This is a genomic window from Dyella sp. ASV21, from assembly GCF_016428975.1.
Taxonomy (GTDB): Bacteria; Pseudomonadota; Gammaproteobacteria; order Xanthomonadales; family Rhodanobacteraceae; genus Dyella.
Genome location: NZ_JAELTT010000009.1, coordinates 72,017 through 93,724, shown reverse-complemented (window position 1 = coordinate 93,724; position 21,708 = coordinate 72,017). Strand labels below are relative to the sequence as shown.

Sequence of the window (21,708 nt, the reverse complement as noted above, 5' to 3'; positions counted from 1 at the left end):
ATCATGAAGGGCCATGCCCGATAACCTCGCCACCCCAGAGGCGCTCCTCCCCGTCCCGCCCCCGGGCGAGCCGGCGACCGTGCCCTTACCCCCCACCCCTTCCTCGCGTGAACGTTATCGAGGGCTGATCTGGCTGGTGGCCGCCGCGTTCTTTATGCAGGCGCTGGACTCCACCATCGTCAACACAGCCGTGCCAGCCATGGCCGAGGCGCTCAAGGTAACGCCGCTGGGCATGCGCACCGCGCTCACCAGCTACGTGCTGACCTTGGCCATTTTCATCCCGGCCAGCCCCTGGCTGTGCGACCGCTTCGGCACGCGGCGCATCTTTGCCGCGGCCATTGCCACGTTCACCGTCGGCTCACTGCTGTGCGGCATCGCCCAATCGCTTCCCCAACTGGTGGCTGCGCGCGTACTGCAAGGGCTGGGTGGCGCGGCACTGATGCCGGTGGGGCGCTACGTACTCGTACGCAGTATCGACAAGCGCGACTTTGTGCGCGCCATGAGCACGGTCGCCACCGTAGGCCTGATGGGCTCGGTGCTCGGCCCCATGCTTGGCGGTGCATTGGCGCAGTTCACCAGCTGGCGACTGATCTTTCTTATCAATGTGCCGGTCGGCCTCGCCGGGCTCTGGATGAACCGCCAGAGCATGCCCGACTACCGACTCGACAAGGTGCATGGCTTCGACTTTATCGGGTTCCTTTTGTTTGCCGCTGCTTCGGCCATGCTGCTGACCGCCTCCGAAGTGGCCAGCGGAGGCGGTGGCGAGTGGGTGCGCATTGCCATCTACGGCGTGCTCGCCGTGGTATTGGGCTGCGTCTACGTCTGGCACAGCCGCCGCACCAAACACCCGGTAGCGGACCTCAACCTGCTGCGCGTGCGCAGCGTGTGGGTGTCGCTGGCGGGCAACCTGTTCACGCGACTGGGCGTGTCGGGCATGTTTCTGCTGCTGGTGTTGTTCCTGCAGGTGGGCTGCGGCTGGTCACCCTTGATGGCCGGCTTGATGATGGTGCCGCAGGCGCTGGGCTCGATCACCGCCAAATGGATGATCAACCGGCTGCTCAACAAGTACGGCTATCAGAGGTTGTTGTTCACCAACACCCTGGTCGTGGCGATGATGCTGGCCTCCTTCGCGCTGCTAGGCAAGGGTTCGCCCATGTGGCTTATCGCTGTCATGGTGTACATCTACGGCGGCTTCATGGGCATGCAGTACACCGCCATGAACACGCTCATCTATAACGACCTGGATGTGAAGTACGCTTCACAGGCCTCGTCGATGGCATCCACAGCGCAATATCTGTCCATGAGCTTCGGCATCGCCCTGGCAAGCCTGCTGATGGAGGCCTTGCTGCAGGGCCACACCGCCGAAGACTACATTCCCGCCTTCCGCTGGACCGTTCTGCTCTTGGGCGTGGTCACCGCGACAGCCAGCTGGGTGTTCAGTCGACTGCAATCGGGTAAACCCGGCCGCGGCGCAGCCGATGGCGCGACAGGCTCACGCACGAGCATGTAGCATGCGGGCATTGCCCGCTGCCTGTCTTTTTTCTCATGCATCACGCCAGCGACATCCTGCTTACGCTCTTTATTGTGTTCGTCGCCGCACAGATCGGCGGTGAAATTGCGCAACGACTGAAGCTACCGGGCGTAGTCGGCGAAATCGCTGCTGGCTGCGTGGTGGGCCCCTCCATGCTCGGCTGGATCATGCCGGACCAGGTCGCCGCCGGCACCCCGCTGGACGTGCTGGCCGAAATCGGCGTGGTGCTGCTGCTGTTCTCGGTCGGCCTGGAGACGCGCCTGGAAGATCTCAAGCGCGTTGGCAAGGTCGCCTTTCTTGTGGGCGTGCTTGGCGTGCTGGTGCCGTTCGCGATGGGCGGCATGTGGGCGCATGGCAGCGGCTTTGACTGGAGTCGCTCGCTGTTTATCGCTGCCGCCTTTGTTGCCACCTCGGCGGGCATCACCGCACGCGTGCTGCAAGAGCTTGGCGCCCTGCAACGCAAAGAGAGCAAGGTCATCCTTGGCGCGGCGGTAATCGACGACATCCTCGCCATGCTCCTGCTGGGTGTCGTGGTATCGCTGCAGGGCGGTGAAGGTGTGGACCTGTTCCACCTGGGCGCCGTGCTGCTCAGCGCGATCGGCTTTATCGCGGTGATCGGCGTGGGTGGCGCACGCGTAATGCGCTGGAACTCCAGCTGGCTGGACAAGCCGCAGAACCCACAATCGGCGCTCGCCATCGTGCTCGCCCTGTGCCTTGGCCTAGCCTATGTCTCCACCCTGTTTGGCCTCGCCGCCATCATCGGCGCCTTCCTGGCCGGTATGATCGCCTCCGAAACGCGCCAGCAGCACACGCTGGAGAAGCAGACCCAGCCATTGCTGTCGCTGCTCACGCCCTTCTTCTTCGTCATCACCGGCAGCAAGATCGACCTGCACCAACTGGCGAACGCGGAAGCGGGCCTCATGCTGCTCATCGTCACCGCCATCGCCATCGCCTCCAAGCTGATCGGCGGCTTTCTCGGCGCGCTCTCGCTGGGCCGCCGTGGCGCCACCATCGTGGGTTTTGGCATGGTGCCGCGCGGCGAAGTCGGCGTGGTCATTGCCAGCCTGGGCCTGACGGCGGGCGTGTTTACCGACCAGATCTACGCCATCATCGTGGCGATGTCGCTGCTGACGGCCATGGTGACGCCACCGGTGCTGGCATGGCTGCTGCGCCGCGGCGGCACAGCCGAGCAGACTGCCGACGAGCCAGCCTCACACTGATCACTCGCCGCGCATCGCGCGATAAGCGCCCAGCGCCTGCTGCCGCGACTCGCCCAGGTCGAGCATGGGCGCCGGATAACCGCTGCGCTTGAGCAGTGACGCATCCTTCCATGGCTCGTGCAACAACGGCAGCGGCGCCTGTGCCAACTCGGGCAACCAGCGCCGCAGGTAATGTCCCTCGGCGTCGAATTTCTGCGCTTGTGTTACCGGGTTGAACACACGGAAGTACGGCGCCGCATCGGCGCCACTGCCCGCCACCCACTGCCAGCCCAGGGTATTGTTGGCCAGGTCCGCATCCACCAGGGTGTCCCAGAACCAGCGCGCTCCATGATGCCAATGCAGGCGAAGATTCTTGGTGAGAAAGCTCGCCACGATCATGCGCACGCGGTTGTGCATCCAGCCGGTGTGCCACAGCTCGCGCATGCCTGCATCCACCAGCGGAATGCCGGTACGCCCACGCTGCCAGCGTTCCAGCGACACCTCATCGTCGCTTGCCCAGCGAAAGCCATCGAACTGGGTATTGAAGTTGGCCTTGGGTGTATTCGGGAAGTGGTACAGCAGATGCTGCGCAAACTCGCGCCAGCCCAGCTCGCGCAAATAGGGCTCGATATCCGGCCGGCGACGGCGATCCACCGCGTCCGCCCGATCAATCAGATAACGCTGGATCTGGCGCGGTGAAATTTCGCCAAAGTGCAGGTGCGGCGACAACCGCGACGTGCCGTGACGCGACGGGATATCCCGCGCCTGCGCGTAATCGGCAATGGCGTCATCCGCAAAGATTTCCAAAAGCTCCCACGCACCTTGCTCGCCGGGTAGCCACGCCTCGGCCATGCCGACATCCCAACGAATCGCAGGCAGCAGACGCAAAGCCTCCAACGGCACCGCGCCTTGGGCCGACACGCCGCCGCGCAGTGCGGGTATGGGCAGAGGTTGCGGCTCGCCCAGCTGCGGGCGCAGGCAGCGCCAGAATGGCGTGAATACGCGATACGGCCCTTGCTGCTTGGTCTCTACCTGCCAGGGCTCACGCCATAACGCCGCGTTAAAGCTGTGCACCTCCACGCCCTGCTCGCGCAACGTGCTCTTGATGACGCTATCGCGCGCCATGGCTGCAGGCTCATAGATGCGGTTCCAATACACCGCCGTGGCACCGGTGCTGGCGATGAGTTGTCGCAATTCGGCGAGGCTGTCGCCCTGGCGAATGTGCAAGGGTGCACCCAGCGCCGACGCGGCCGCATCCAGCGACCCCAGCGCATGATGCAGCCACCAGCGACTGGCGCCACCCGGCGCCCACTCGCCCTCTTCATGCGGGGCGTGGATATAGAGCGGAAGAATATGTTCGTGCGCGGCACATGCGGCGCTGAGCGCCGCGTTATCGGCAAGGCGAAGGTCGCGGCGAAACCAGACGATAGCGGTGGACATCGGCGCAGCTTAGTCAGCCAGGCGCTACTTGTATGCACCGCCTTTGGGCCATAAATGCACGACTTCGGCGCTTCAACGACCCCAAAGACGCTGATTGACCGGCCTTTCGGGTATCAAGAAGGGCCTGCCTCCTTCGCAGGAAGGGCGAGCCATTGTGCGACTGCTCACGTGCAAGCCGTCGACGCCATTCGGGCCAATGACGTCGACGGGCGCACGATCAGAGTTCGACGACGTCGAAGCGGCGATCGGAGCTTACGTCTTCTTCGTAGTTCACGTCTTTGCGGCCAAAGCCGAACAACTGCAGAAAGTCGTGCTTGTAGCCTGCGTAATCGGTGAGCTGATTGAGGGTTTCCGTGGTGATCGTGGGCCACAGGGCCTTGCACTCCTGCTGCACGTCTTCACGCAGCTCCCAATCGTCCAGGCGCAGACGGCCTTCCGCATCCACCTCGCCCGGCACGCCGTCCTTGCGGTACATGCGGTCGCGGAACAGGCGGTTGATCTGCTCGATGGTGCCTTCGTGGATGCCCTTCTCCTTCATCACGCGGAAGGAAATGGCGATGTAGAGCGGCAACACGGGGATCGCCGCGCTCGCCTGGGTCACCACCGACTTCATCACGCCCACGTACGCGTCGAGATGCTCGGCCTTGTGCTCGGCCACCAGTTGCTTGGCCGTGTTGTCCAGATGCTGCTTGGCCTGACCCAGCGTGCCGTGCCAATACATCGGCCAGGTAATTTCGGTACCGATGTAGCTGTAAGCCACCGTCTTGGCGTGATCGGCCAGCACGCCGGCGCTGCTCAACGCATCGATCCAGAGCTTCCAGTCCTCGCCACCCATCACGGTGACGGTGTCCTTGATCTCCTGCTCGGTCGCCGGCTCCACCGACGCCTGCACCACCGTGTCGCGATTGGTATCGATCGAGTTGGCGGTAAAGGTTTCGCCAATGGTCTTGAGCGCGGAGCGCACCACTTCGCCCGTATCCGGCAGCTTGCGCACCGGCGAGGCCAGCGAGTAGACCACCAGGTCGATCTTGCCGCCCATCTCGTTCTTGATCATCTCGATGGCACGCTGGCGCGTCTCGTTGGAGAACGCATCGCCGTTGATCGAGCGGCTATACAAACCCGCTTCCTTAGCAAACTTGTCGAAAGCCGCCGAGTTGTACCAGCCGGCAGTGCCGGTCTTGGTTTCGCTGCTGGGCTTTTCGAAAAACACGCCGAGGGTGGCCGCGCCATAACCAAAGGCAGCCGTAATACGCGAAGCCAGGCCGTAGCCGGTGGAGGCGCCGATCACCAGTACGCGCTTGGGGCCCGGACCCAAATCGCCCTGAGCCTTGGTGATGTTGATCTGGTCGAGCACGTTGCGCTCGCATCCGACCGGGTGGGCCGAGACACAGATGAAACCACGCACCTTGGGATTGATGATCACGCGATGACTCCTGGGGAATGACGCAAACCCGTATGGTAACCCGCGGCCGCAGCCATGCGCTTCCGTAGGGATTCACGTGCGACCCGTACCCTGCGACGTTGAGGCCGCATTGACGCGCCGACCCGCAAGATGGGAACACACGCCCGGCCCTTGGCCGGAAGAAAGCAACGAATGGAGGCAACCCCGATGAAATATCGCCTGCTCTGGCTTCCCCTGGCCCTCGCCGCCTGCTCGCAGAGCCCCCAAGGAACGGCACCCGCCCCGGGCGCATCCGCCGCCGCCCCGCCCACGGCGGCCAGCTCCGCGCCGCCGGCCGCCGCTGCCGTGGATGCCAGCCAGCTAAGCCAGTACCACTGGCAGCTTACCGACGCCACCGATAGCAGCGGCAAGCGCATCGACGCCCTGTTCGTGCGTGCCGACAAGCCGGTGGAACTCAGCTTCAATGGCGGCCGTTTCGCCGTGAGCAACGCCTGCAACGCCATGGGTGGCCGCTACACGCTTAACCAGCATCAACTGCAGATTAGCCCCATGATGAGCACCATGATGGCGTGCAGCGACCCGGCGCTGGCCGCGCTCGATGGCGCCATCAGCCAACGCCTGCAGGGCAATCTCACGATCAGCCAGAGCGGCGACAACGCCAGCCCACAGCTGCAATTGGTAACCGCAGGCGGCGACACCCTGCATTTCACCGGCCAACCCACGGCTGAAACGCGCTACGGCGGACCGGGTGAAACCGTGTTTTTCGAAGTGGCCGCGCAAACCGTGCCGTGCAATCACCCGCTCATTCCCAACAAGCAGTGCCTGCAAGTACGTGAGCGCCATTACGACAGCCAGGGCATCCAGACCGGCAGCCCGGGGGACTGGCAGCCGCTCAATCAGGATATCGAGGGCTACACCCACGAGGCGGGCACCCGCAACGTGTTGCGCCTGAAGCGCTATGCGCTGAAAAACGTGCCGGCCGATGCGCCGAACACCACCTACGTGTTGGACATGGTGGTGGAGACGGAAAAGGTCTCCCAGTAAATAAGCCCCGGCGGCGCGGCCTAACCGCGCCGCCGCGCAACCCGCCGCTCATGTGCGTCCTATCGCCTGCCCGCTCAGAGCGGCGAAGGTACGGCGACCTCTCGCACGGCGGGATGCGCCAGCGTTACGAATAGCGAATAGACCAGGCGCAACAAGCCCGCCGAGCCCAACGCCGCCACTTCGGCCTCAAGCAACACCACGCCCCGCACCTGCCGAGCGCGCGTGCACTCCACGGCCCAGCCCGCCACGGACTGCGCATGCCGCTTGCCGCCACCCGCCGCAACCACGCCATCCATCGCGTTCGGGGAGGCCTCCACATCACCAACCACCGTGATGCGCGCGGCCTGCGGCCACTCCCCTGCAAACGCATAGCCATCCCGCTCGCACGCTGGAGCCCAGCATGTGGCGCGCTCCTGCATGCCCGGCACATGCAAGCTCCCCAGATCCAGCACGGGACAGCTCAAAGGGGCTCGGCGCCACCCCACGCTCGCGTCGCTTGCGTACTCAAACACCACCACGCCGTTTTGCATCACCAGCGTCTGCCCGCGCCGCCCCAACCCGGGAAGCACCAAGGGCGCCTCATGCGCGTGGTCCACAACGGTCACTCCCATGGCACAACTCCTTGGGTCCTTGGGGCACGACCATACGCGCGGCGACACGCGCGGCAAATGCAACCATAGAGCTAGCCAGTCCGGGCTAGGCGAAATGGCACCGGCCGCTTAACCGAAGTGGGTCACCATGACGCTGCTGCCGCCAGCTGTCAGCAACCTCGCGTGGCACACGGACACCGACCCCGCCTTGCAGGCATCATCCGACTACAAACACTCCCCATCGCCCCATGCCTCCTCGTCTCTCGCTCGGCCCCATGCTGTTCGCACTCGGCGCACTGCTGATCGCCATGGCGTCTTATCAGTGCGGCGCCGCCACGGCCAAGCAACTGTTCCCCGTGGTCGGCGCGCAAGGGGCTACGGCATTTCGCCTCGGGCTCGGCGCATTGATCATGCTGGCCGTGCGACGCCCGTGGCGCCCCACGAAACGCGAAGGCAACTGGCGCGCCCTGTGGGGCTACGGCCTTTCGCTCGGCGTGATGAACCTGGTGTTCTACATGTCGCTACGCACGATTCCGCTAGGCATCGCCGTCGCGCTCGAATTCACCGGCCCACTCGCCATCGCACTGCTGCACTCGCGCCGCGCGCTCGACTTCGTGTGGATCGCCCTGGCCGTGATCGGCCTGCTACTGCTACTGCCACTACGTGGCGCCGCCCATGCGCTGGACCCGGCAGGCGTGCTGTACGCGCTCGCCGCCGGCGTAGGCTGGGCGCTCTATATCGTGTTCGGCCAGAAGGCCGGCGCCGCCTACGGCGGTGACGCGGTAACGCTTGGCATACTCATCGGCGCCCTGGTGGCCGTGCCCGTAGGCTTCGCTCACGCCGGCAGCGCGCTGCTCACACCCGCCCTGCTCCCCATGGGCCTGGGCGTCGCCATCCTCAGCTCGGTGGTGCCCTATTCACTGGAAATGGTCGCGCTAACGCGCATGCCCGCACGCACCTTCAGCGTGCTGCTGAGCCTGGAACCCGCCGTAGCCGCCATGACCGGCACCCTGTTCCTCAGCGAACGACTGGATGCCATTCAATGGATCGCCATCGCCGCGATCATCGCGGCATCAGGCGGGGCAGCCCTGGGGGCCAGAAAACCTGCGGTGGAGTGATTCATCGTGTTACTGCGGATCATCCTCGCGCGATGAACTCGCCACGCGCTAAGGCAGGATGACCACGACCACCTCTAGTAGCCAATACTGATCTTGAAGCGCCCGCTGGGCAGGCGCCAAGAACATCACCGACGTTGATGCCACCTAAAAAATTTCTGCTCCGAAAGCGTAGATCTAATACATCCGCTCCTACCGCAACGCCCAAGAAAAAGCCGCCCTACGGCGGCTTGTTTCATTATTGGCGGGGAGAGTGGGATTCAGTTCCACAGCCCTCCCACCATGCCGTAGCGGCACTAAGACCTCGGGGAGGCACTGACCTCACTGAGTGACCAAGGTCTGGGCAGACTACCATCTCAGCAGTTACTGGAAACCGGCACGCCGGAAAACATCCTTCATCGCATCTTTCACTTGCTTCACTGCCTGCTCACCGGCCTTTTTCACCAGCTGGTCCCAGCGGGTTTTCTTCCCGCATCGCTGGCAGGTGATGACATCGGATGGCCGGGGGTTCTCAGGGCGGTCAAACTTAGTGCTGCCACAGGAACAGGTGATACCAACAGAAAAGGTAGTCGCCATGGCTTCCATGAGGGAGGCGCAGCGGAGCGCTGCCATGGTAGGAAGCCACCCTTAGGTCTCAGATCCTGAGACCTCTCTTTCTCAGTGCCTGGGGCGAGAAGGTCTCGCGGCGTTTCGCATCTTTACGCTGGACCAGAGGCCATCGTGCAGGTCAAGGGCATCTTGCCGGCTCTCTTCTGACCAAACCTCAGCCGTCAAGACAAGCTCCTTGGCCTTGGCATGAGACAGATGCATCAACTCAGCGAGTGCCATCGAACTCCGTGACTGGCTCACACCTGCCTCTTTCAAAAAACGCAACAGTTCCTCAGGCGAGCCACAATGAGTGTTCGCCTCTTCAAGGATGTGCGGTTCAATGGGCAGCTTCATGAGGTCATCCTAGTCCTTTTTAGGGGCATGGCAAGGTCAGACTGAATGGGCGTGGCGGCCTCCCGGATTTCACGCGCGTGCCGTTCAATGTGACCAGGGTGTAGCCACCCATAGCATGAAGATCGTTGAGAAATTCCTGCCGATAGATAAGCAATCTTCGGACCGGCACCTGGGATTGACTACCATAGCTCGGATAAACCTGGAGCTCGTCCAGGATTAAATGCTTGGTGTGAAAGTTGCGAGGGATCGCCGCGACATCAATGAAAGGGTTTGCATTCGGGTAGACCCATTCAAACCACTCATTGGCTTCAAAAAAGCTGCCCGGATATCTGAGGTTCACTGGAAGCCCCTCCTTGGTCCATGAGGGTGAGTTTCTACATGGCGGCGTGTTCGCGCAACAAGGAGGCACCTTGGCGACGTCACCGAGCCCCGCCCCTACTCGGGTGTCGAGATGCCTTGCTTAGCGAGTTGGTGCGCCCCCTTCCCCTCATACCACCCCTTGGAGCGGTTCACGATGCGGACCACGGACAGCATCACCGGCACCTCGACCAGCACACCTACAACGGTCGCCAGCGCTGCGCCCGAGTTCAAGCCAAACAGGCTGACTGCCGCCGCCACCGCTAACTCGAAAAAGTTGCTGGCCCCGATCAACGCCGAGGGCCCCGCCACGCAATGCTCGACACCGAGCCAGCGGTTCAACACGTAAGCGAACCCCGAGGTGAAGTAGACCTGCACCAGGATTGGCACCGCGAGCATGGCGATGATCAGCGGTTGGGCCAGGATCTGTTTGCCTTGGAACCCGAACAGCAGCGTCAACGTGATCAGCAACGCACCCAGCGACACAGGGCCCAGGCGATGCAGCCATTTCGCCAAGGCCGCCTCTCCTCCGCGCGCCAGGATCACCCGCCGCAACACCGCGGCACCGATGGCCGGCACCACGATGTAGAGCGCCACGGAAAGGACCAAGGTGGCCCAGGGCACCGTGATGGCCGACACGCCGAGCAGCAGCGCAACCAAGGGAGCGAAGGCCACCACCATGATGCTGTCATTGATGGCCACTTGGCTGAGCGTGAAGTTCGGCTCACCCTGGCACAGGTTGCTCCACACAAACACCATGGCCGTGCATGGCGCGGCGGCCAACAAGATCAGCCCGGCCACGTAGCTGTCCACCTGGGCCGCAGGCAGATGCCCGGCAAAGACGTGGCGCAGGAAGAGCCAGGCCAGCAATGCCATCGAAAAAGGTTTCACTGCCCAGTTGATGAACAGCGTGACGCCGATGCCCTTCCAGTGACGGCCGACCTGACGCATGGCGCCCAGGTCAATCCGCAACAGCATGGGCACGATCATCAGCCAGATCAGCACCGCGATCGGCAAGTTCACCTTGGCCACTTCCATGGCCCCTAAGGCAGCAAACGGTCCCGGCAACCAATGGCCGAGCGCTGTGCCCAGCACGATGCAGGCCGCCACCCACAGGGTCAGATAACGCTCAAAGAACCCGATGGCCGGACGTGCCACCTCAGACATGGGCGGCGTCCTCGGACTGGATGAATCCGATGCGATCCAGGGCGACCTTCAACGCCTCACGGTCCGCCCAGGTTTCCGCTGGCAGAGTGAGGAACGCCATGAGGCGCGCCTTGATGATGGCGTGCGCCTGCGCGAAGGCCGCCCGTTTTTCAGCGTCGTTCCCTTCCACGCTTGCCGGATCCGGCAACCCCCAATGAGTGCGCACAAAATCGCCGAAGAACACCGGGCACGGCTCCGACGCCGCGCTGTCGCAAACAGTCACCACCAGGTCAATGGGCTGCGCCCCATCTCCCAAAAACTCATCCCAGGACTTGCTGCGCAGACCGGCCGTCGGCATGCCCGCGGCGACGAGGGTTTCCAACGCATAGGGATTGATCCGACCGGTGGGCTGACTGCCGGCGCTGAACGCCTCGAACCGAGCGCCACCCCAGGCCCGCAAGGTGGCCTCAGCCAAGACACTCCGGGCAGAGTTGCCCGTGCAAACGAACAGAACACGATGGGTCACGGGCAATCCTCAGGTGATCAGCAGCAGGCATCGCCGGGCGAGCAAGCCGCGGCCACGGGGGCACACTCGGCTTGCGGGCTGCCCGCGCAACAGTTGTGGGTCAGGTAGGCGATCAGGCCATTCATGGCCTCGAAGGCCGCCCGGTAGCAGACGAACCGCCCTTGGGGCTCCGCCGTGATCAGGCCGGCGTGCACCAGCTCTTTCAGATGGAAGGACAAGGTGGCGCCGGGCATGCCCAGTTCGTCCCCGATGTCCCCGGCCATACGGCCTGATGGCCCGGCGACCACCAACAGACGGAAGATGGCTAAGCGCTTGGCGTGGCCCAGCGCGGTCAGTGCGGCGATTGCGTCATTCGTTTCCATAAAACTAGAATAATAGAAACATTGGATTCCGAACAAGCCCATGAATGCCGATCTGCCCCACCTCGATGCCGACCTGCTGCCCAGCCCAGACGCCCTCCGGCTCCGCGCCGATGAAGACGCCGGCCACCCACCCCGCATCCTGATCCTCTACGGCTCCCTGCGCCCCCAATCCTTCTCCCGGAAACTCGCCCTGGAAGCCGAGCGGATCTTGCGCCACCTGGGTGCCGAAACCCGGGTGTTCGATCCCCACCAGCTGCCGCTGCTCGACAGCGTGCCGGCCACCCATCCTGAGGTGCAGCGATTGCGGGAATGGTCCAACTGGTCCGAGGGACAGGTTTGGGTCAGCCCCGAGCGCCACGGCACGATCACCGGTGTCTTCAAGAACCAGATTGATTGGCTGCCTTTGGAAGACGGCAGCGTGCGTCCGACCCAGGGCCGCACCCTCGCGGTCATGCAGGTCGGCGGCGGCTCCCAATCCTTCAACGTGGTGAACGCCCTGCGGGTGCTTGGCCGATGGATGCGCATGGTGACCATCCCCAACCAGTCATCCGTGGCCAAGGCCTGGCAGGAGTTCGACGAACAGGGGCGCATGAAGCCCTCTGCGTTCTATGACCGCGTGGTGGACGTCATGGAAGAACTCATGAAGTTCACCCTGATGGTGCGCGGGCGCAGCGACTACCTGGTCAGCCGTTACAGCGAGCGGAAAGGTGATGCGATCCAGCGCACCCTAGCGGAAGCTGCTGGCGCGATCGAGAAGGCATGACCGAACCCCGCACTTTTCCGAAGAAAAAATAAATGAAATTGGGCGTTTCCAAAATGGATGTTTGATCCCCAGAAATCCGGCCCCTGAGCGATTTTTGCAAACGCTCAATTTGATGTTGGCAAGAGAGTTCCATTCGAACGCTCCTGCCCTTTCACATCAACTCGGAGCCATTCTTATGCGTGAAATTCATCCCCTTGTTTTCGTCAACGCCGCCCGCAACGCCATCATGGCCTGTGATGTCATTGGATGGGCACCGCCTCACGGCTGGCAGGTGTCCATGGACAGCCTGCGAGACGTCTGGCGGACCTACGGCGACCTCTACTTCAACCTCGCCCTCTACCAGCTTCGAGAGGAGGGACGAATTCGGATCGTGGAAGTGGACCGGGTGTATCTGCTGGACGCTTGCCCGCTCGATTGATCCGTCCTGCCCGAACGCTGTTCGCTTGATTTGAGGTAAGCCCGGGGTGGGCGCTGGCGACGCCGGCGCCCACCCACTTGTTAACGCCCAGCCTGCCCGGCGAAGATCCTGATGAGAGATCAGGCGAGCCGTCGGCGATCCATGGCAAAGGTGATCGTCAGAGACACCAAGCCCCCGAACGGTGCAGCGGTCGGAATGTCTCGCTGCGGGCTCAACGCCAGGGCGAGCCCAGCCACCATGAAAACGCCTGCAAGCAACACCCGACGCCGGGCCTGACAGAGGGTGGGCAGCGGTCGAAGCATGCGCCAACCAGTGCACCCGATGATGCCAACCAGGAGGCCGGGCCAGAACCCAAACAGGTTCTGAGGCGCAGTGGCGACAAGCAACGCCCAGAGCCCGAAGGCCACCACCACGATGACTAAGGAAAGAAACGGATTTTGGCCGCGAGTCATCTGCAATCCTTGCATGGAGACGTCAACGCACCCTAGGCGAACACGGCCTTTGCGCAAGTGTGACGCTGTCGCCTCAGTCTGCCGCCCCGCCAGTCAGTGTGTAACGGTAACGGCAGCCGACAACCTTCATTGCAATCCAGTGTGAAGACAAGGGATTGATCGGTTTGGGGGCGCATGCTTCGCGCCCACGCGCGGCGCTCTCCGTTATTTACGTTTTCCAGTGTGGGTTTGGGGTCATGCCACCTCCACCAAACCCCAGACGTCGTAATGAGTGATGACACCGGAAAGCGATGTAACGGTTACGCAAACCCAAAGCGGCGGCGCGCAGGCGCTGTCGCTTTTGCATGAGCCGCCGGTATGCATGGAGCCGCTGACGGAGCCCGAACACCTGGTGCTTCAACTGATCCACTTAGATCCGCGGCTGGCGCTCCATCGACACCGTGTTCGCCTGCGGCTGGTTGCCCAGGCGATCAATCGCTGGCTGAGCATCCGGGACATCGGGCGGGCACTGATGAAACTGAGGGAGCACCGCTTGCACGGGCACCTGCACACGCGTGGGCTAGAACCCATTGACTGGGAGCGCTGGCAGTCACCTTGCGAGACTGAGGCAATCCCTGTGATCCGGGGGCTGTTGAAGCGCTCGGGGTGGGAAGACGTGCCCGAGACCGCGCTCGAAGCACAGGCCGCCCATGTGGTGCGCCTGATCGCAACCCAGTGACAGCAATGGTCTCGATACACGCCCCCGGAGATATCGGCATTTTGGTGCGCGTTCTCTGACGATCATTACCGTTCGCAGTTATAGGGGATTCGTCTAACTGAGCGGCCCAAGTTTCGTTGACAAAATTTGGGACGAGGCTTGGATGAGGGACGAGACAACCATGTCTCACGGCCTTTGTCGTTCCCCCATCCCTCTCGGAGCCATCATGTCCCCCTCCCGCGCCGGTCGCCCTTTGCGACCCATCCCCTCTTTGCCCCATGCCCGCGCGCCCTCGTCGGAAGCCGCCGCCCTGGCCGACCAGATCATCCAGTCCATCGGCGCCGCACCGCCGCCCGCAGAACGCCACCGCTTCTATGCCACCACGGAAGATGGGCAACGTGTCATTGTCCGTTCCAACCAGTCCGTTGAAGTTGCCCTGGCCCAGTTAGAGGGAAAGGCAAACGCTCTGATCACTGAAGTCCGCCAAGGGAAAGCTGGGACGCCAATGCGGGTGGGTGGGACAGAACGCAAAGCCCGTGAGCGTCCATCGGAGCGACATCAGCGCAGCCTCTTCCCCCACGGCACACCATCCCTCGAAGCATCCGACCACCCCGTTGTTGAGGGGCCGCGCCATCGCAATGGGCTCTACATCCCTGGCTTGCCGCCCCAGGGCCACCACCTGATGCAACAGCTGCGTCAGCACCACGATCACTTAGTGTCCTGGCACTCATCACACCCGGTCATCACGACCCAAGCAGAGCCCCTGCGGTTGTCTGATCGTCTGCCGACGTTCTTGGGGCTCCTGCAACAACGGCGATGCAGCCGGTCCGTGCTCGTGGACAGCCTATGGACCTATCGGATCTTCATGGAGCTCGTCGGTGACAAACAGCTGCAAGAAATCAATGTGACCGATGGTGACATGTTCATCCATGCATTGAGCATGTGGCCTGCCCATGCCAGCAAACGTCGGGAGTTCCGGAACATGAGGGCCCCTGAAATCATCGCCAAGGCTCAACGGCTTCACCGGCCACCTCTCAATCTGCGCACCCAGCAAAAGCACATCGAACGGTTGCGAGCCCTCTTTCACTGGCTTGAAAGGCGCGGGGAAATCACCCCAGGCTTGCTTCGTGGAGTGAGGCTCTATCAACGACATCAGGACTTCGGACGACCGCGCGCACCGTTTTCCGATGAACAGTTGCAGCGGATGTTCGGTGTTCACCAGAACATCGCCCACAAGACGCCGTATCAATACTGGGCACCCATCCTTGGCCTCTATCAAGGGATGCGCGTGAACGAAATCGGGCAGCTATACGTTGATGACGTGGTGCAGATGAGCGGGATGTGGTGCATCGATGTCACTCGTGACCGCCCAGGCCAGCGCCTGAAAAACCGGATGTCCCGCCGCCTCCTGCCCATCCATCCTAAGATCCTCGAATGTGGGTTTATCGACTTCGCTGAACAAGCCCGGCACTGGAAACGGACCACTCTTTTTCCCGACGTGGTTTGGGGAACGAATGGGCCAGGCGATTGCATTTCCGATTGGTTCAACCGGATCTTCCTCCGCAGATCGTGCGGCATCGTGCATCCGTCACTGACGTTCCATTCCTTCCGTCACTGCTTTGCCACCCTGGGGGACCGAAGCAACGTGCGCCACGATCGGCTCGCCTTGCTTCTCGGGCACAGCGCCGGCCAAAGCGTGCTGCGGGAGCACTACATCAAGAACTGTGGCCCCAAGGACCTCGACGCGGACCTCAAAGCGATCCAGTTTCCCTTGATCGAGCACGCACCCTATGAGCCGTCCCGCTTTGATCATGCCTTCGAGAAGGCGGCCCGCCTCTCGCAGCAGCTGTCCAAACTGGACGCCGTGTATGGGCCTCGAAAAGCATGAAGAAAAAGGGTCGCACCCCCAAGGATGGAGATGCGACCCTCACTCATGGTCTCGCCGGTTCCGGTCAGGCTTGGAAACCGTCCAGACGACGCGTCACCTCCACGAACAGGGCATTGGCCTGCGGCAAGGTCAAACCGGCGGCCAGCACGCTGCTGCCGCCATGGTGTTCCACGGCCACCGCGTAGCTCACGCTTGCCAACCGCTCCCGGGCCTCGCCTTGCGCCAGCATCGTCGCGCCCCGCATGCCGGTCCCGCCGACCAACACTGGGCTGACCTGCTGGGTGTTGCTCAACACGAGGCGATCAATCCGCTCTCGGGCAATGATGTCACCCGAGGGCAAACGAATCGCATCCCACCGAATGGCGAAAGGTGCAATTGGCACGCGGCGTGTCCGAGCCGCCCGCCAGCGAAAGAACCAAACGCCAGCGGGCACACCCACGATGACGAAGACAAGAAAATGGCTCCCGCCGGCACCGATAAAGGCGGAGTGCGGTGGCGTGAACACGGTGGCCAGAAACGCCAGGACGAACCCGAATACGGCACCGAAAAAGACCAGCCGCTTCGGCAATGGCGCAGGTTGCGTCTCGATCAACTGCCAGCCGTCGGCCTCGACCACACGATAGTTAGGTTTCATCGTCGGGCTCACGCGTGGTCGTGCGTTTCGTTCGTTTCGGCCCGGAGATATTTGCCCTCCTTGTCGAAATACAGGAAAGCATCCTTGGCATCCGTCTGATCAGTCGTGTGGACAAAGGGAATGAGGCTCGCGGCACTCACGCCACTTTTGATCCACTGGTAATGCAAACGCGTGCCCTGGTCAGAGGCTTCCCTCTCCACCGGTTGCCCCAGGGCTGTAATGACCTGGGCCATGGTGGTCTCGTGGGGCTTGAAGGTGGACAGTTGCGTCTCATCGAAATCCCTGCCGATCTGCTGAGTGGCGCACGCGCTCAGCAAGAGCACCATCAAGGCCACCACTGCCACTTTCACCGCTGCGATCTTCATACCCTGCTCCCTCATTCTTGATGTCGGTTACCCAGCCGGCGAACGCCCAACAACTCTCCGGCCCTGGCGCTTAGCAAGGAGTGGTACCTAGACCGTTAAGACCCCTTGCGCGGTCGAAGAATATCCCTATTTGGGATCAATATCTGAATTTGGGGTATCCAGAGGCCGCGGCTACGGTGGCCGCCATGCCCAAGACGCACAAACCGACTTCCCTACATCGGCCAGACCACGCGGTCCTCGCCCAGCTACTGCGGGAACTGCGTGTGGCCGCTGGCATGACCCAATTGGAAGCCGCCACCCGCCTGGGGATCGCCCAGACGGGCATCAGCGACCTGGAAGCCAGTGATCGAACCCTGCCGCTGCTTGTGGTCAGGGACCTGGTTGGCATCTATGGAGGGGATTGGATTGCCTTCGTCAAAGAACTGGAAAAGCGTTTGCAAGCGGGAACCGCTCCTGCCAAATCGCTCATCCGAAAGAAGCCAGCCTCAAAGTAGTTGAAGGTCAGCATCAACCCACACGTCCAATCGCTGTCCAGCCGAAAGGAGTTCGCTGCCATGGTCGCATCACCTCCAAGTCCCACGAGCGCACCGCCCGGAAGCGGACATCAAGGCGGGATTCCGCCGCCGAGCATTCCCAGAACGGTCCCCAGCGCGCCCGCTCCTGCTCCCGCTCCGCCGCCCCCAAAGAAATGAGATAACGTGACAATGGCCGCCGCCCAAGACGGTGGCCTTGTCCACCCAAGATGCGTCAACAGGGGGCGCAGTCAGGCATGACGAAGCAGAGCAACAAGCACCCGGATGGTGCCGGGGCTGGCACAAACCCATCGACGGACGGGCAGACACCCTTCGTTCCGTCACCGGAGGCCGTGCAGGCGTATCAGGCATTCGAGGCCGAACTGTTCAAGCGCGAGGTCTCAAACGCAGAGGCCTATGACAAAGCCGTCCTTCTGTATTCGACAGGGGCACTGGGTTTGTCGCTCACATTCATCAAAGACATCGTTCCCGCTGGAAAAGCGGTCTGTCTATGGGCCCTTTACGCCTCCTGGGGAGGTTTTCTGGCCGCCATGATCATCGTGTTGATCTCCTATCTCGTAGGCCAGAAAGCAATACGCCGCCAGAGAGATCTGGCCTATGAGGTCTATTGCGAAGGGGAACAGGACAAGGCCAAACCGGAACACAACCACTGGTCAGCATGGACTGACTATTTGAATGTCGGTTCGGGCGCGTGCTTTGTTCTGGGCGTGGCACTGATGACCTGGTTTGTGGCTAACAATGTGGCCCAGCGAGAAGACCCGGCTGCCTTGGCTTACCCGACGAGCCAGCCCACTGGAAGCACCACCATCACCTTAAACGATGCACCCATCGTTGCTTCTCAACCACCATCCGAACCACAACTCAACGCCCCTAAACAGCCACCTAGGGCCGCAACGAATACAGATAGCCGAGATCAATCGAAGGCCTCTCGTTGAAACACTCAGACAGGGGGACACCTGCCATGCCGCATGACCGTTTAGAAAAGGGCCTACCACCTCCGAACATCAAACCATTTCCCCCGAGCCCTGCACCAGCGCCCGCACCAGCTCCGGCACCGCCGCCGCCAAAGAAGTAATGCCCCTTCTACCGAACATGGAGGAAGCACAATGACCCGGCCACCACGTAAATCCATCCCGGTCATGGCCAACGATGGCATTTCGCCACCGACCATTAAAAAGCTGCCGACAAAACAGAGCACCACGCCACCACCCAAGGCCCCGCCTACGAAAAAGAAGTGACCAGCCGTCGGGCAGCGTCTTCAATCATCACCTGAGGTCGAACATATGGCTCCAAAAAAGCTCTCGATCGCCCCAGTAGAGGAGGAGACGCTCTCGCCCTATGAGCAACGCCTGTATATCGAGCTCGATCGCATCCTCTATCAGAATGAACTGACCCCTCGGGCGGTCACCGATTTTTGGACAGGGGACCGGGATGGGGTCATTGCTCAGCTTCGCCAGATGAAAGATCGAGTGACAAGATCCATTGTCCTTACTCATTACGTCGAACTCGACGACACCCTGACGCGGCTTATTCTCAGGCACCTCTTTGGAAAGAGCCGTCGAAACACTGCTCAACGGCGCACGGTCCAGGCAATGCTGGACAAGACCTACCTGATCCAGAAGCTGGATCTTGTCGCGGGGTTCCGGGCAGTTTCCAAGCAGACCAAATCCAATGTGCAAGCACTGAACCAGTTGAGAAACACGCTGGCTCATAGGTATCTGGGGGCGCCCCCGAAGAGCGAGCGCCTCTACAAATCCAAATACGATGTCTATACGGAAAAGGGTTTGTCGAAACTGCGCGACGACATGTGGGAGGTGAGCACCGAGTTGGAGCCGGAAGTCACCAAGATTGCTATGGACTTGGTGCTGGCCCAAAAAGAGTGGAACCGAAGAAGGCGCAAGGGGACCCAGACCAAAACTGCCCGATCAGGCGACGCGCGGCTTTGAACGCGCGCCGGGTCTTCTGGACTGGATCAATGAATTCTGCGGTGCCGCCGGAACTCGAACTTTTCCACCCTCGGCAAAACTGCGGGGAGGGCCTCGCCGTGTGATTGTTGTTCCTCAGATGGCTTGGCTGCTTCCAGCCACGCACGTTCACCCTGATCACTGACGGACAACAGTTTGGTCACCAGGATTGGACTGAGCTGCTGGATGCCATCGAGCGCCTGGCTAAGCTCTTTCTTCTGGACATTTTCTTCGGTGACGATCTGAGCACCCGCTTGGTCGATGGCTTCCATATAAGTCATGTGCAACTGGCGCGCAGCCTTGGCCTCCTGGACCTTGGTGTCCTCCTGATCAACCACATCGTTCAACGAGACCCACTCAGCAGGCTTCCGCCCCGCAGCCTTAGCCGCTGCCATGCGCACCGGGTGTTCCTCCTCCCATGCCTGCAAGTGCTCTCTCGCCGCTGTCCGCCTCCGGCGCGCCTGATCCACCTGAAACTCGGCATCCAGTCGAGCCATCACCCGTCGACTCCGGTCCTCCTCATGCTGGGATTTCCGGCTCACTAGATTGGCCAGCGCCGACAGCACTCGCTCCACCAACCGAATGATGCCCACGACCTGCACATAGACACGCAATGCATCTGGATCCTCAGGCACCGGCACCGCCTGACGGAAACGGTGCAGTAGTGACCCAGGCTCTCCATCAGGCAAGGCGTCGGCAGCCCCGGGGGATGGCAGGTCGGACGCCGGCACTTCATCAACGGTCACCGGGGTTTGCTGGACGACCGCGGCGACCTCCTCCTGTGCCACCTGCAAGCCAGCCAACTGATCGGCCACACATTCCCGGATGACGTCCTGCACTGCCTGTGCATGCTGCGCTTCGAGAGCATCTGCCTGTGAGACCCGGAGCACTTCGCTTTCCACCACGATTTGTCCTCGGAGTTCCTCACCTTTCCTAGTCCAGAAACCCCTGCGCTCCATCGCCGTGACGGCAGCCCCCAGAGTTCGCTGCGGCTCGACGTCCAGCCCCATGCGCACATAGCTTCGGTGATCATAGGTGGCCGTCAGTCCAGCCACCTGGGCAAAGTGATTGGCGAGGTCAGCCCATGCTGCATTCAAGCCCTCAACAAAGCCCGCGGAAGTCCGCTTGTTGGTGAGAAACGAGAACTTGGTTCCCAACCCCCATGCAGAGCTGCCATCGGCCTGACCGATTTCTTCAAGCGCACGCGTTGGGAAATACAGGTGCGCGTGATAACCCCTCTTGGCCGCAGGTTTCGGCAAGCCCAAGGCAGTCTTGGTTGCATCACGGTGCAGGCCAATCGATACGGGGGTATGCAACCGTTCAACGATCTGGCGAGCCACAGCAATGGCCATCTGCTTGGCCTCTTCCAGTCCAACACCAAGGGGGATGGGTATTCGATAGTCCCGAGCAAGTTGGGCATCTTTTCGTTTCTCTGCGGCCTCCACGGCATTCCAGAGCATCTGTGGATCCGTCGCCCATTCCGGAGCGCCATCGGGAACGATCGTCAACGCATCGGCGATGTGATCGCCCAGGCGGCGCTGCCGGAAATCGTGCCATTTCTTGGCGCGCTCGTCGTAAAGCCTGAGACCGAGCCGGTAGGCGACGCCAGCCACGGCGCTATGGCCATCAGAGCGGCCATGGGTGGAAAGGTGTGGGCGCGCATGCAGTGTCATCGAAGTCCTTTTAAAGGTGGGAGATCATCCTGATCAGGGTGCGCTGAGCACCAGTTGCCAGGTTCTCAGCACATCGAGACATGCAAGCAAAGAACCGCAGCGCGTCAAGGACCAAGGGCCGACAAAATCTTGCATCTGTGACGGCTAACTTTATGGTCGCGATATCCGTTCAAAGCCGTGGCTCTTGATGGTTATCTCTTGATCTCAGGGGTTACCTTGCTCTGAGCGTCCTGTTGGAACAACAGTTAAGACGCGCCTTGGTTTTGCAGTTAGTGTTTTGCTCTTGATCGGGGCTTTGATGCCCCGTCTTAGGTGCGCGGCCACGCCACCTTGACGGCCGGTCGCTTTGGGCTAGGTTTCCGGCAAAACGGAGGCTCCGAGTGAACACCTACCCCTATCAGATCAACCCCCATGAACCCACCAAGAAACAAGTTTGGCTGGCATCATTCACCGCACTACTGACCCACATGTCTCCTGAGGAGGCCGTGGAAGCCGCCGATCGCGCTCTTGAACTAAGCGAGAAGCGTTGGGAGAACCCCAAATGGGTGCGGACTTGGCAGTTCATCCACAACTACCCGGTTGGGCATCGCGTTGTCGTGAGGTTCAACGATCCGCCGGAAGAGCCCGCTCCCAATGATTTGGGACAGCACAATGAACAGTCATGACA

25 protein-coding genes are annotated in these 21,708 nt (G+C 61.8%); 12 read left to right on the top strand and 13 right to left on the bottom strand.

All coding sequences use genetic code 11. The features are described from left to right. Window positions 1-13: 13 nt before the first annotated feature. The gene (locus JHD67_RS05300) at window positions 14-1,510 is read left to right on the top strand and encodes an MFS transporter (protein WP_199098052.1); all 1,497 of its coding nucleotides are present in this window, start codon (window positions 14-16) and stop codon (window positions 1,508-1,510) included. A gap of 35 nt (window positions 1,511-1,545) precedes the next feature. After that, a complete protein-coding gene (locus JHD67_RS05295) occupies window positions 1,546-2,751 on the top strand; it encodes a cation:proton antiporter (protein WP_199098050.1) in 1,206 nt (401 codons plus the stop codon). Here JHD67_RS05295 and JHD67_RS05290 read toward each other — a convergent pair whose 3' ends face one another. Then, entirely contained in the window at window positions 2,752-4,170 is a 1,419-nt protein-coding gene (locus JHD67_RS05290; RefSeq protein WP_199098048.1) for a deoxyribodipyrimidine photo-lyase, read from the bottom strand. A 217-nt stretch (window positions 4,171-4,387) separates the two neighbouring features. Then, the gene (gene fabV, locus JHD67_RS05285) at window positions 4,388-5,593 is read right to left on the bottom strand and encodes an enoyl-ACP reductase FabV (RefSeq protein WP_199098046.1); all 1,206 of its coding nucleotides are present in this window, start codon (window positions 5,591-5,593) and stop codon (window positions 4,388-4,390) included. 186 nt (window positions 5,594-5,779) lie between these two features. Between fabV and JHD67_RS05280 the strand changes: the two genes are divergently transcribed. Continuing rightward, on the top strand, window positions 5,780-6,616 hold the full coding sequence (locus tag JHD67_RS05280) for an META and DUF4377 domain-containing protein (RefSeq protein WP_199098044.1): 837 nt from the start codon (window positions 5,780-5,782) through the stop codon (window positions 6,614-6,616). A 74-nt stretch (window positions 6,617-6,690) separates the two neighbouring features. Here the strand turns inward: JHD67_RS05280 and JHD67_RS05275 are convergent, their stop codons facing one another. Continuing rightward, on the bottom strand, window positions 6,691-7,227 hold the full coding sequence (locus tag JHD67_RS05275; RefSeq protein ID WP_199098042.1) for a hypothetical protein: 537 nt from the start codon (window positions 7,225-7,227) through the stop codon (window positions 6,691-6,693). Between the two features lie 227 nt (window positions 7,228-7,454). Between JHD67_RS05275 and JHD67_RS05270 the strand changes: the two genes are divergently transcribed. Continuing rightward, a complete protein-coding gene (locus tag JHD67_RS05270) occupies window positions 7,455-8,324 on the top strand; it encodes an EamA family transporter (RefSeq protein ID WP_199098040.1) in 870 nt (289 codons plus the stop codon). Window positions 8,325-8,684: 360 nt separating this feature from the next. On the opposite strand, the gene JHD67_RS05265 is transcribed toward JHD67_RS05270, so the two are convergent. From JHD67_RS05265 to JHD67_RS05240, 6 genes are all read right to left on the bottom strand, one after another. Then, on the bottom strand, window positions 8,685-8,933 hold the full coding sequence (locus JHD67_RS05265) for a hypothetical protein (RefSeq protein WP_199098038.1): 249 nt from the start codon (window positions 8,931-8,933) through the stop codon (window positions 8,685-8,687). Window positions 8,934-8,978: 45 nt separating this feature from the next. Next, entirely contained in the window at window positions 8,979-9,263 is a 285-nt protein-coding gene (locus JHD67_RS05260) for a hypothetical protein (RefSeq protein WP_199098036.1), read from the bottom strand. A 19-nt stretch (window positions 9,264-9,282) separates the two neighbouring features. Beyond that, window positions 9,283-9,603, bottom strand: coding sequence for a hypothetical protein (locus tag JHD67_RS05255; RefSeq protein WP_199098033.1), 321 nt, complete (start codon window positions 9,601-9,603; stop codon window positions 9,283-9,285). 95 nt (window positions 9,604-9,698) lie between these two features. Then, a complete protein-coding gene (arsB, locus tag JHD67_RS05250) occupies window positions 9,699-10,787 on the bottom strand; it encodes an ACR3 family arsenite efflux transporter (RefSeq protein ID WP_199098031.1) in 1,089 nt (362 codons plus the stop codon). Continuing rightward, on the bottom strand, window positions 10,780-11,292 hold the full coding sequence (locus tag JHD67_RS05245; RefSeq protein ID WP_199098029.1) for an arsenate reductase ArsC: 513 nt from the start codon (window positions 11,290-11,292) through the stop codon (window positions 10,780-10,782). The genes arsB and JHD67_RS05245 overlap by 8 nt, the downstream gene beginning before the upstream one ends. A 17-nt stretch (window positions 11,293-11,309) precedes the next feature. Next, window positions 11,310-11,654: a metalloregulator ArsR/SmtB family transcription factor gene (locus JHD67_RS05240; protein WP_199098027.1), complete on the bottom strand. Its 345-nt coding sequence runs from the start codon at window positions 11,652-11,654 to the stop codon at window positions 11,310-11,312. Window positions 11,655-11,694: 40 nt separating this feature from the next. On the opposite strand from JHD67_RS05240, the gene arsH reads away from it, so the two are divergent. After that, window positions 11,695-12,417 carry an arsenical resistance protein ArsH gene (arsH, locus tag JHD67_RS05235; protein ID WP_199098025.1) on the top strand — a complete coding sequence of 241 codons (723 nt, stop codon included), beginning with the start codon at window positions 11,695-11,697 and terminating at the stop codon, window positions 12,415-12,417. A gap of 175 nt (window positions 12,418-12,592) precedes the next feature. Beyond that, window positions 12,593-12,835, top strand: coding sequence for a hypothetical protein (locus JHD67_RS05230; protein WP_199098023.1), 243 nt, complete (start codon window positions 12,593-12,595; stop codon window positions 12,833-12,835). Between the two features lie 119 nt (window positions 12,836-12,954). On the opposite strand, the gene JHD67_RS05225 is transcribed toward JHD67_RS05230, so the two are convergent. Next, on the bottom strand, window positions 12,955-13,287 hold the full coding sequence (locus JHD67_RS05225) for a hypothetical protein (RefSeq protein WP_199098021.1): 333 nt from the start codon (window positions 13,285-13,287) through the stop codon (window positions 12,955-12,957). A gap of 274 nt (window positions 13,288-13,561) precedes the next feature. Between JHD67_RS05225 and JHD67_RS05220 the strand changes: the two genes are divergently transcribed. Further along, window positions 13,562-14,005, top strand: a complete 444-nt coding sequence (locus tag JHD67_RS05220) for a hypothetical protein (protein WP_199098020.1) — start codon at window positions 13,562-13,564, stop codon at window positions 14,003-14,005. A 205-nt stretch (window positions 14,006-14,210) separates the two neighbouring features. Further along, complete coding sequence (locus tag JHD67_RS05215; RefSeq protein WP_199098018.1) at window positions 14,211-15,872, top strand: site-specific integrase; 1,662 nt, start codon at window positions 14,211-14,213, stop codon at window positions 15,870-15,872. Between the two features lie 64 nt (window positions 15,873-15,936). On the opposite strand, the gene JHD67_RS05210 is transcribed toward JHD67_RS05215, so the two are convergent. Continuing rightward, window positions 15,937-16,506, bottom strand: a complete 570-nt coding sequence (locus JHD67_RS05210) for a hypothetical protein (protein WP_199098016.1) — start codon at window positions 16,504-16,506, stop codon at window positions 15,937-15,939. A gap of 8 nt (window positions 16,507-16,514) precedes the next feature. Further along, entirely contained in the window at window positions 16,515-16,871 is a 357-nt protein-coding gene (locus tag JHD67_RS05205) for a hypothetical protein (RefSeq protein WP_199098014.1), read from the bottom strand. Between the two features lie 185 nt (window positions 16,872-17,056). On the opposite strand from JHD67_RS05205, the gene JHD67_RS05200 reads away from it, so the two are divergent. The 3 genes from JHD67_RS05200 (at window position 17,057) to JHD67_RS05190 (ending at window position 19,350) form a co-directional block, all read left to right on the top strand. Continuing rightward, window positions 17,057-17,365 (top strand): helix-turn-helix transcriptional regulator, encoded by a 309-nt coding sequence (locus JHD67_RS05200; protein ID WP_199098012.1) that lies wholly within the window; start codon window positions 17,057-17,059, stop codon window positions 17,363-17,365. Window positions 17,366-17,640: 275 nt separating this feature from the next. Then, a complete protein-coding gene (locus JHD67_RS05195) occupies window positions 17,641-18,339 on the top strand; it encodes a hypothetical protein (RefSeq protein ID WP_199098011.1) in 699 nt (232 codons plus the stop codon). 348 nt (window positions 18,340-18,687) lie between these two features. Then, window positions 18,688-19,350: a hypothetical protein gene (locus tag JHD67_RS05190; RefSeq protein WP_199098009.1), complete on the top strand. Its 663-nt coding sequence runs from the start codon at window positions 18,688-18,690 to the stop codon at window positions 19,348-19,350. A 26-nt stretch (window positions 19,351-19,376) separates the two neighbouring features. Here the strand turns inward: JHD67_RS05190 and JHD67_RS05185 are convergent, their stop codons facing one another. Further along, the gene (locus JHD67_RS05185; RefSeq protein ID WP_199098007.1) at window positions 19,377-21,041 is read right to left on the bottom strand and encodes a MobA/MobL family protein; all 1,665 of its coding nucleotides are present in this window, start codon (window positions 21,039-21,041) and stop codon (window positions 19,377-19,379) included. Between the two features lie 380 nt (window positions 21,042-21,421). Between JHD67_RS05185 and JHD67_RS05180 the strand changes: the two genes are divergently transcribed. Next, complete coding sequence (locus tag JHD67_RS05180) at window positions 21,422-21,706, top strand: hypothetical protein (RefSeq protein ID WP_199098005.1); 285 nt, start codon at window positions 21,422-21,424, stop codon at window positions 21,704-21,706. The last annotated feature ends 2 nt before the right edge of the window (window positions 21,707-21,708 follow it).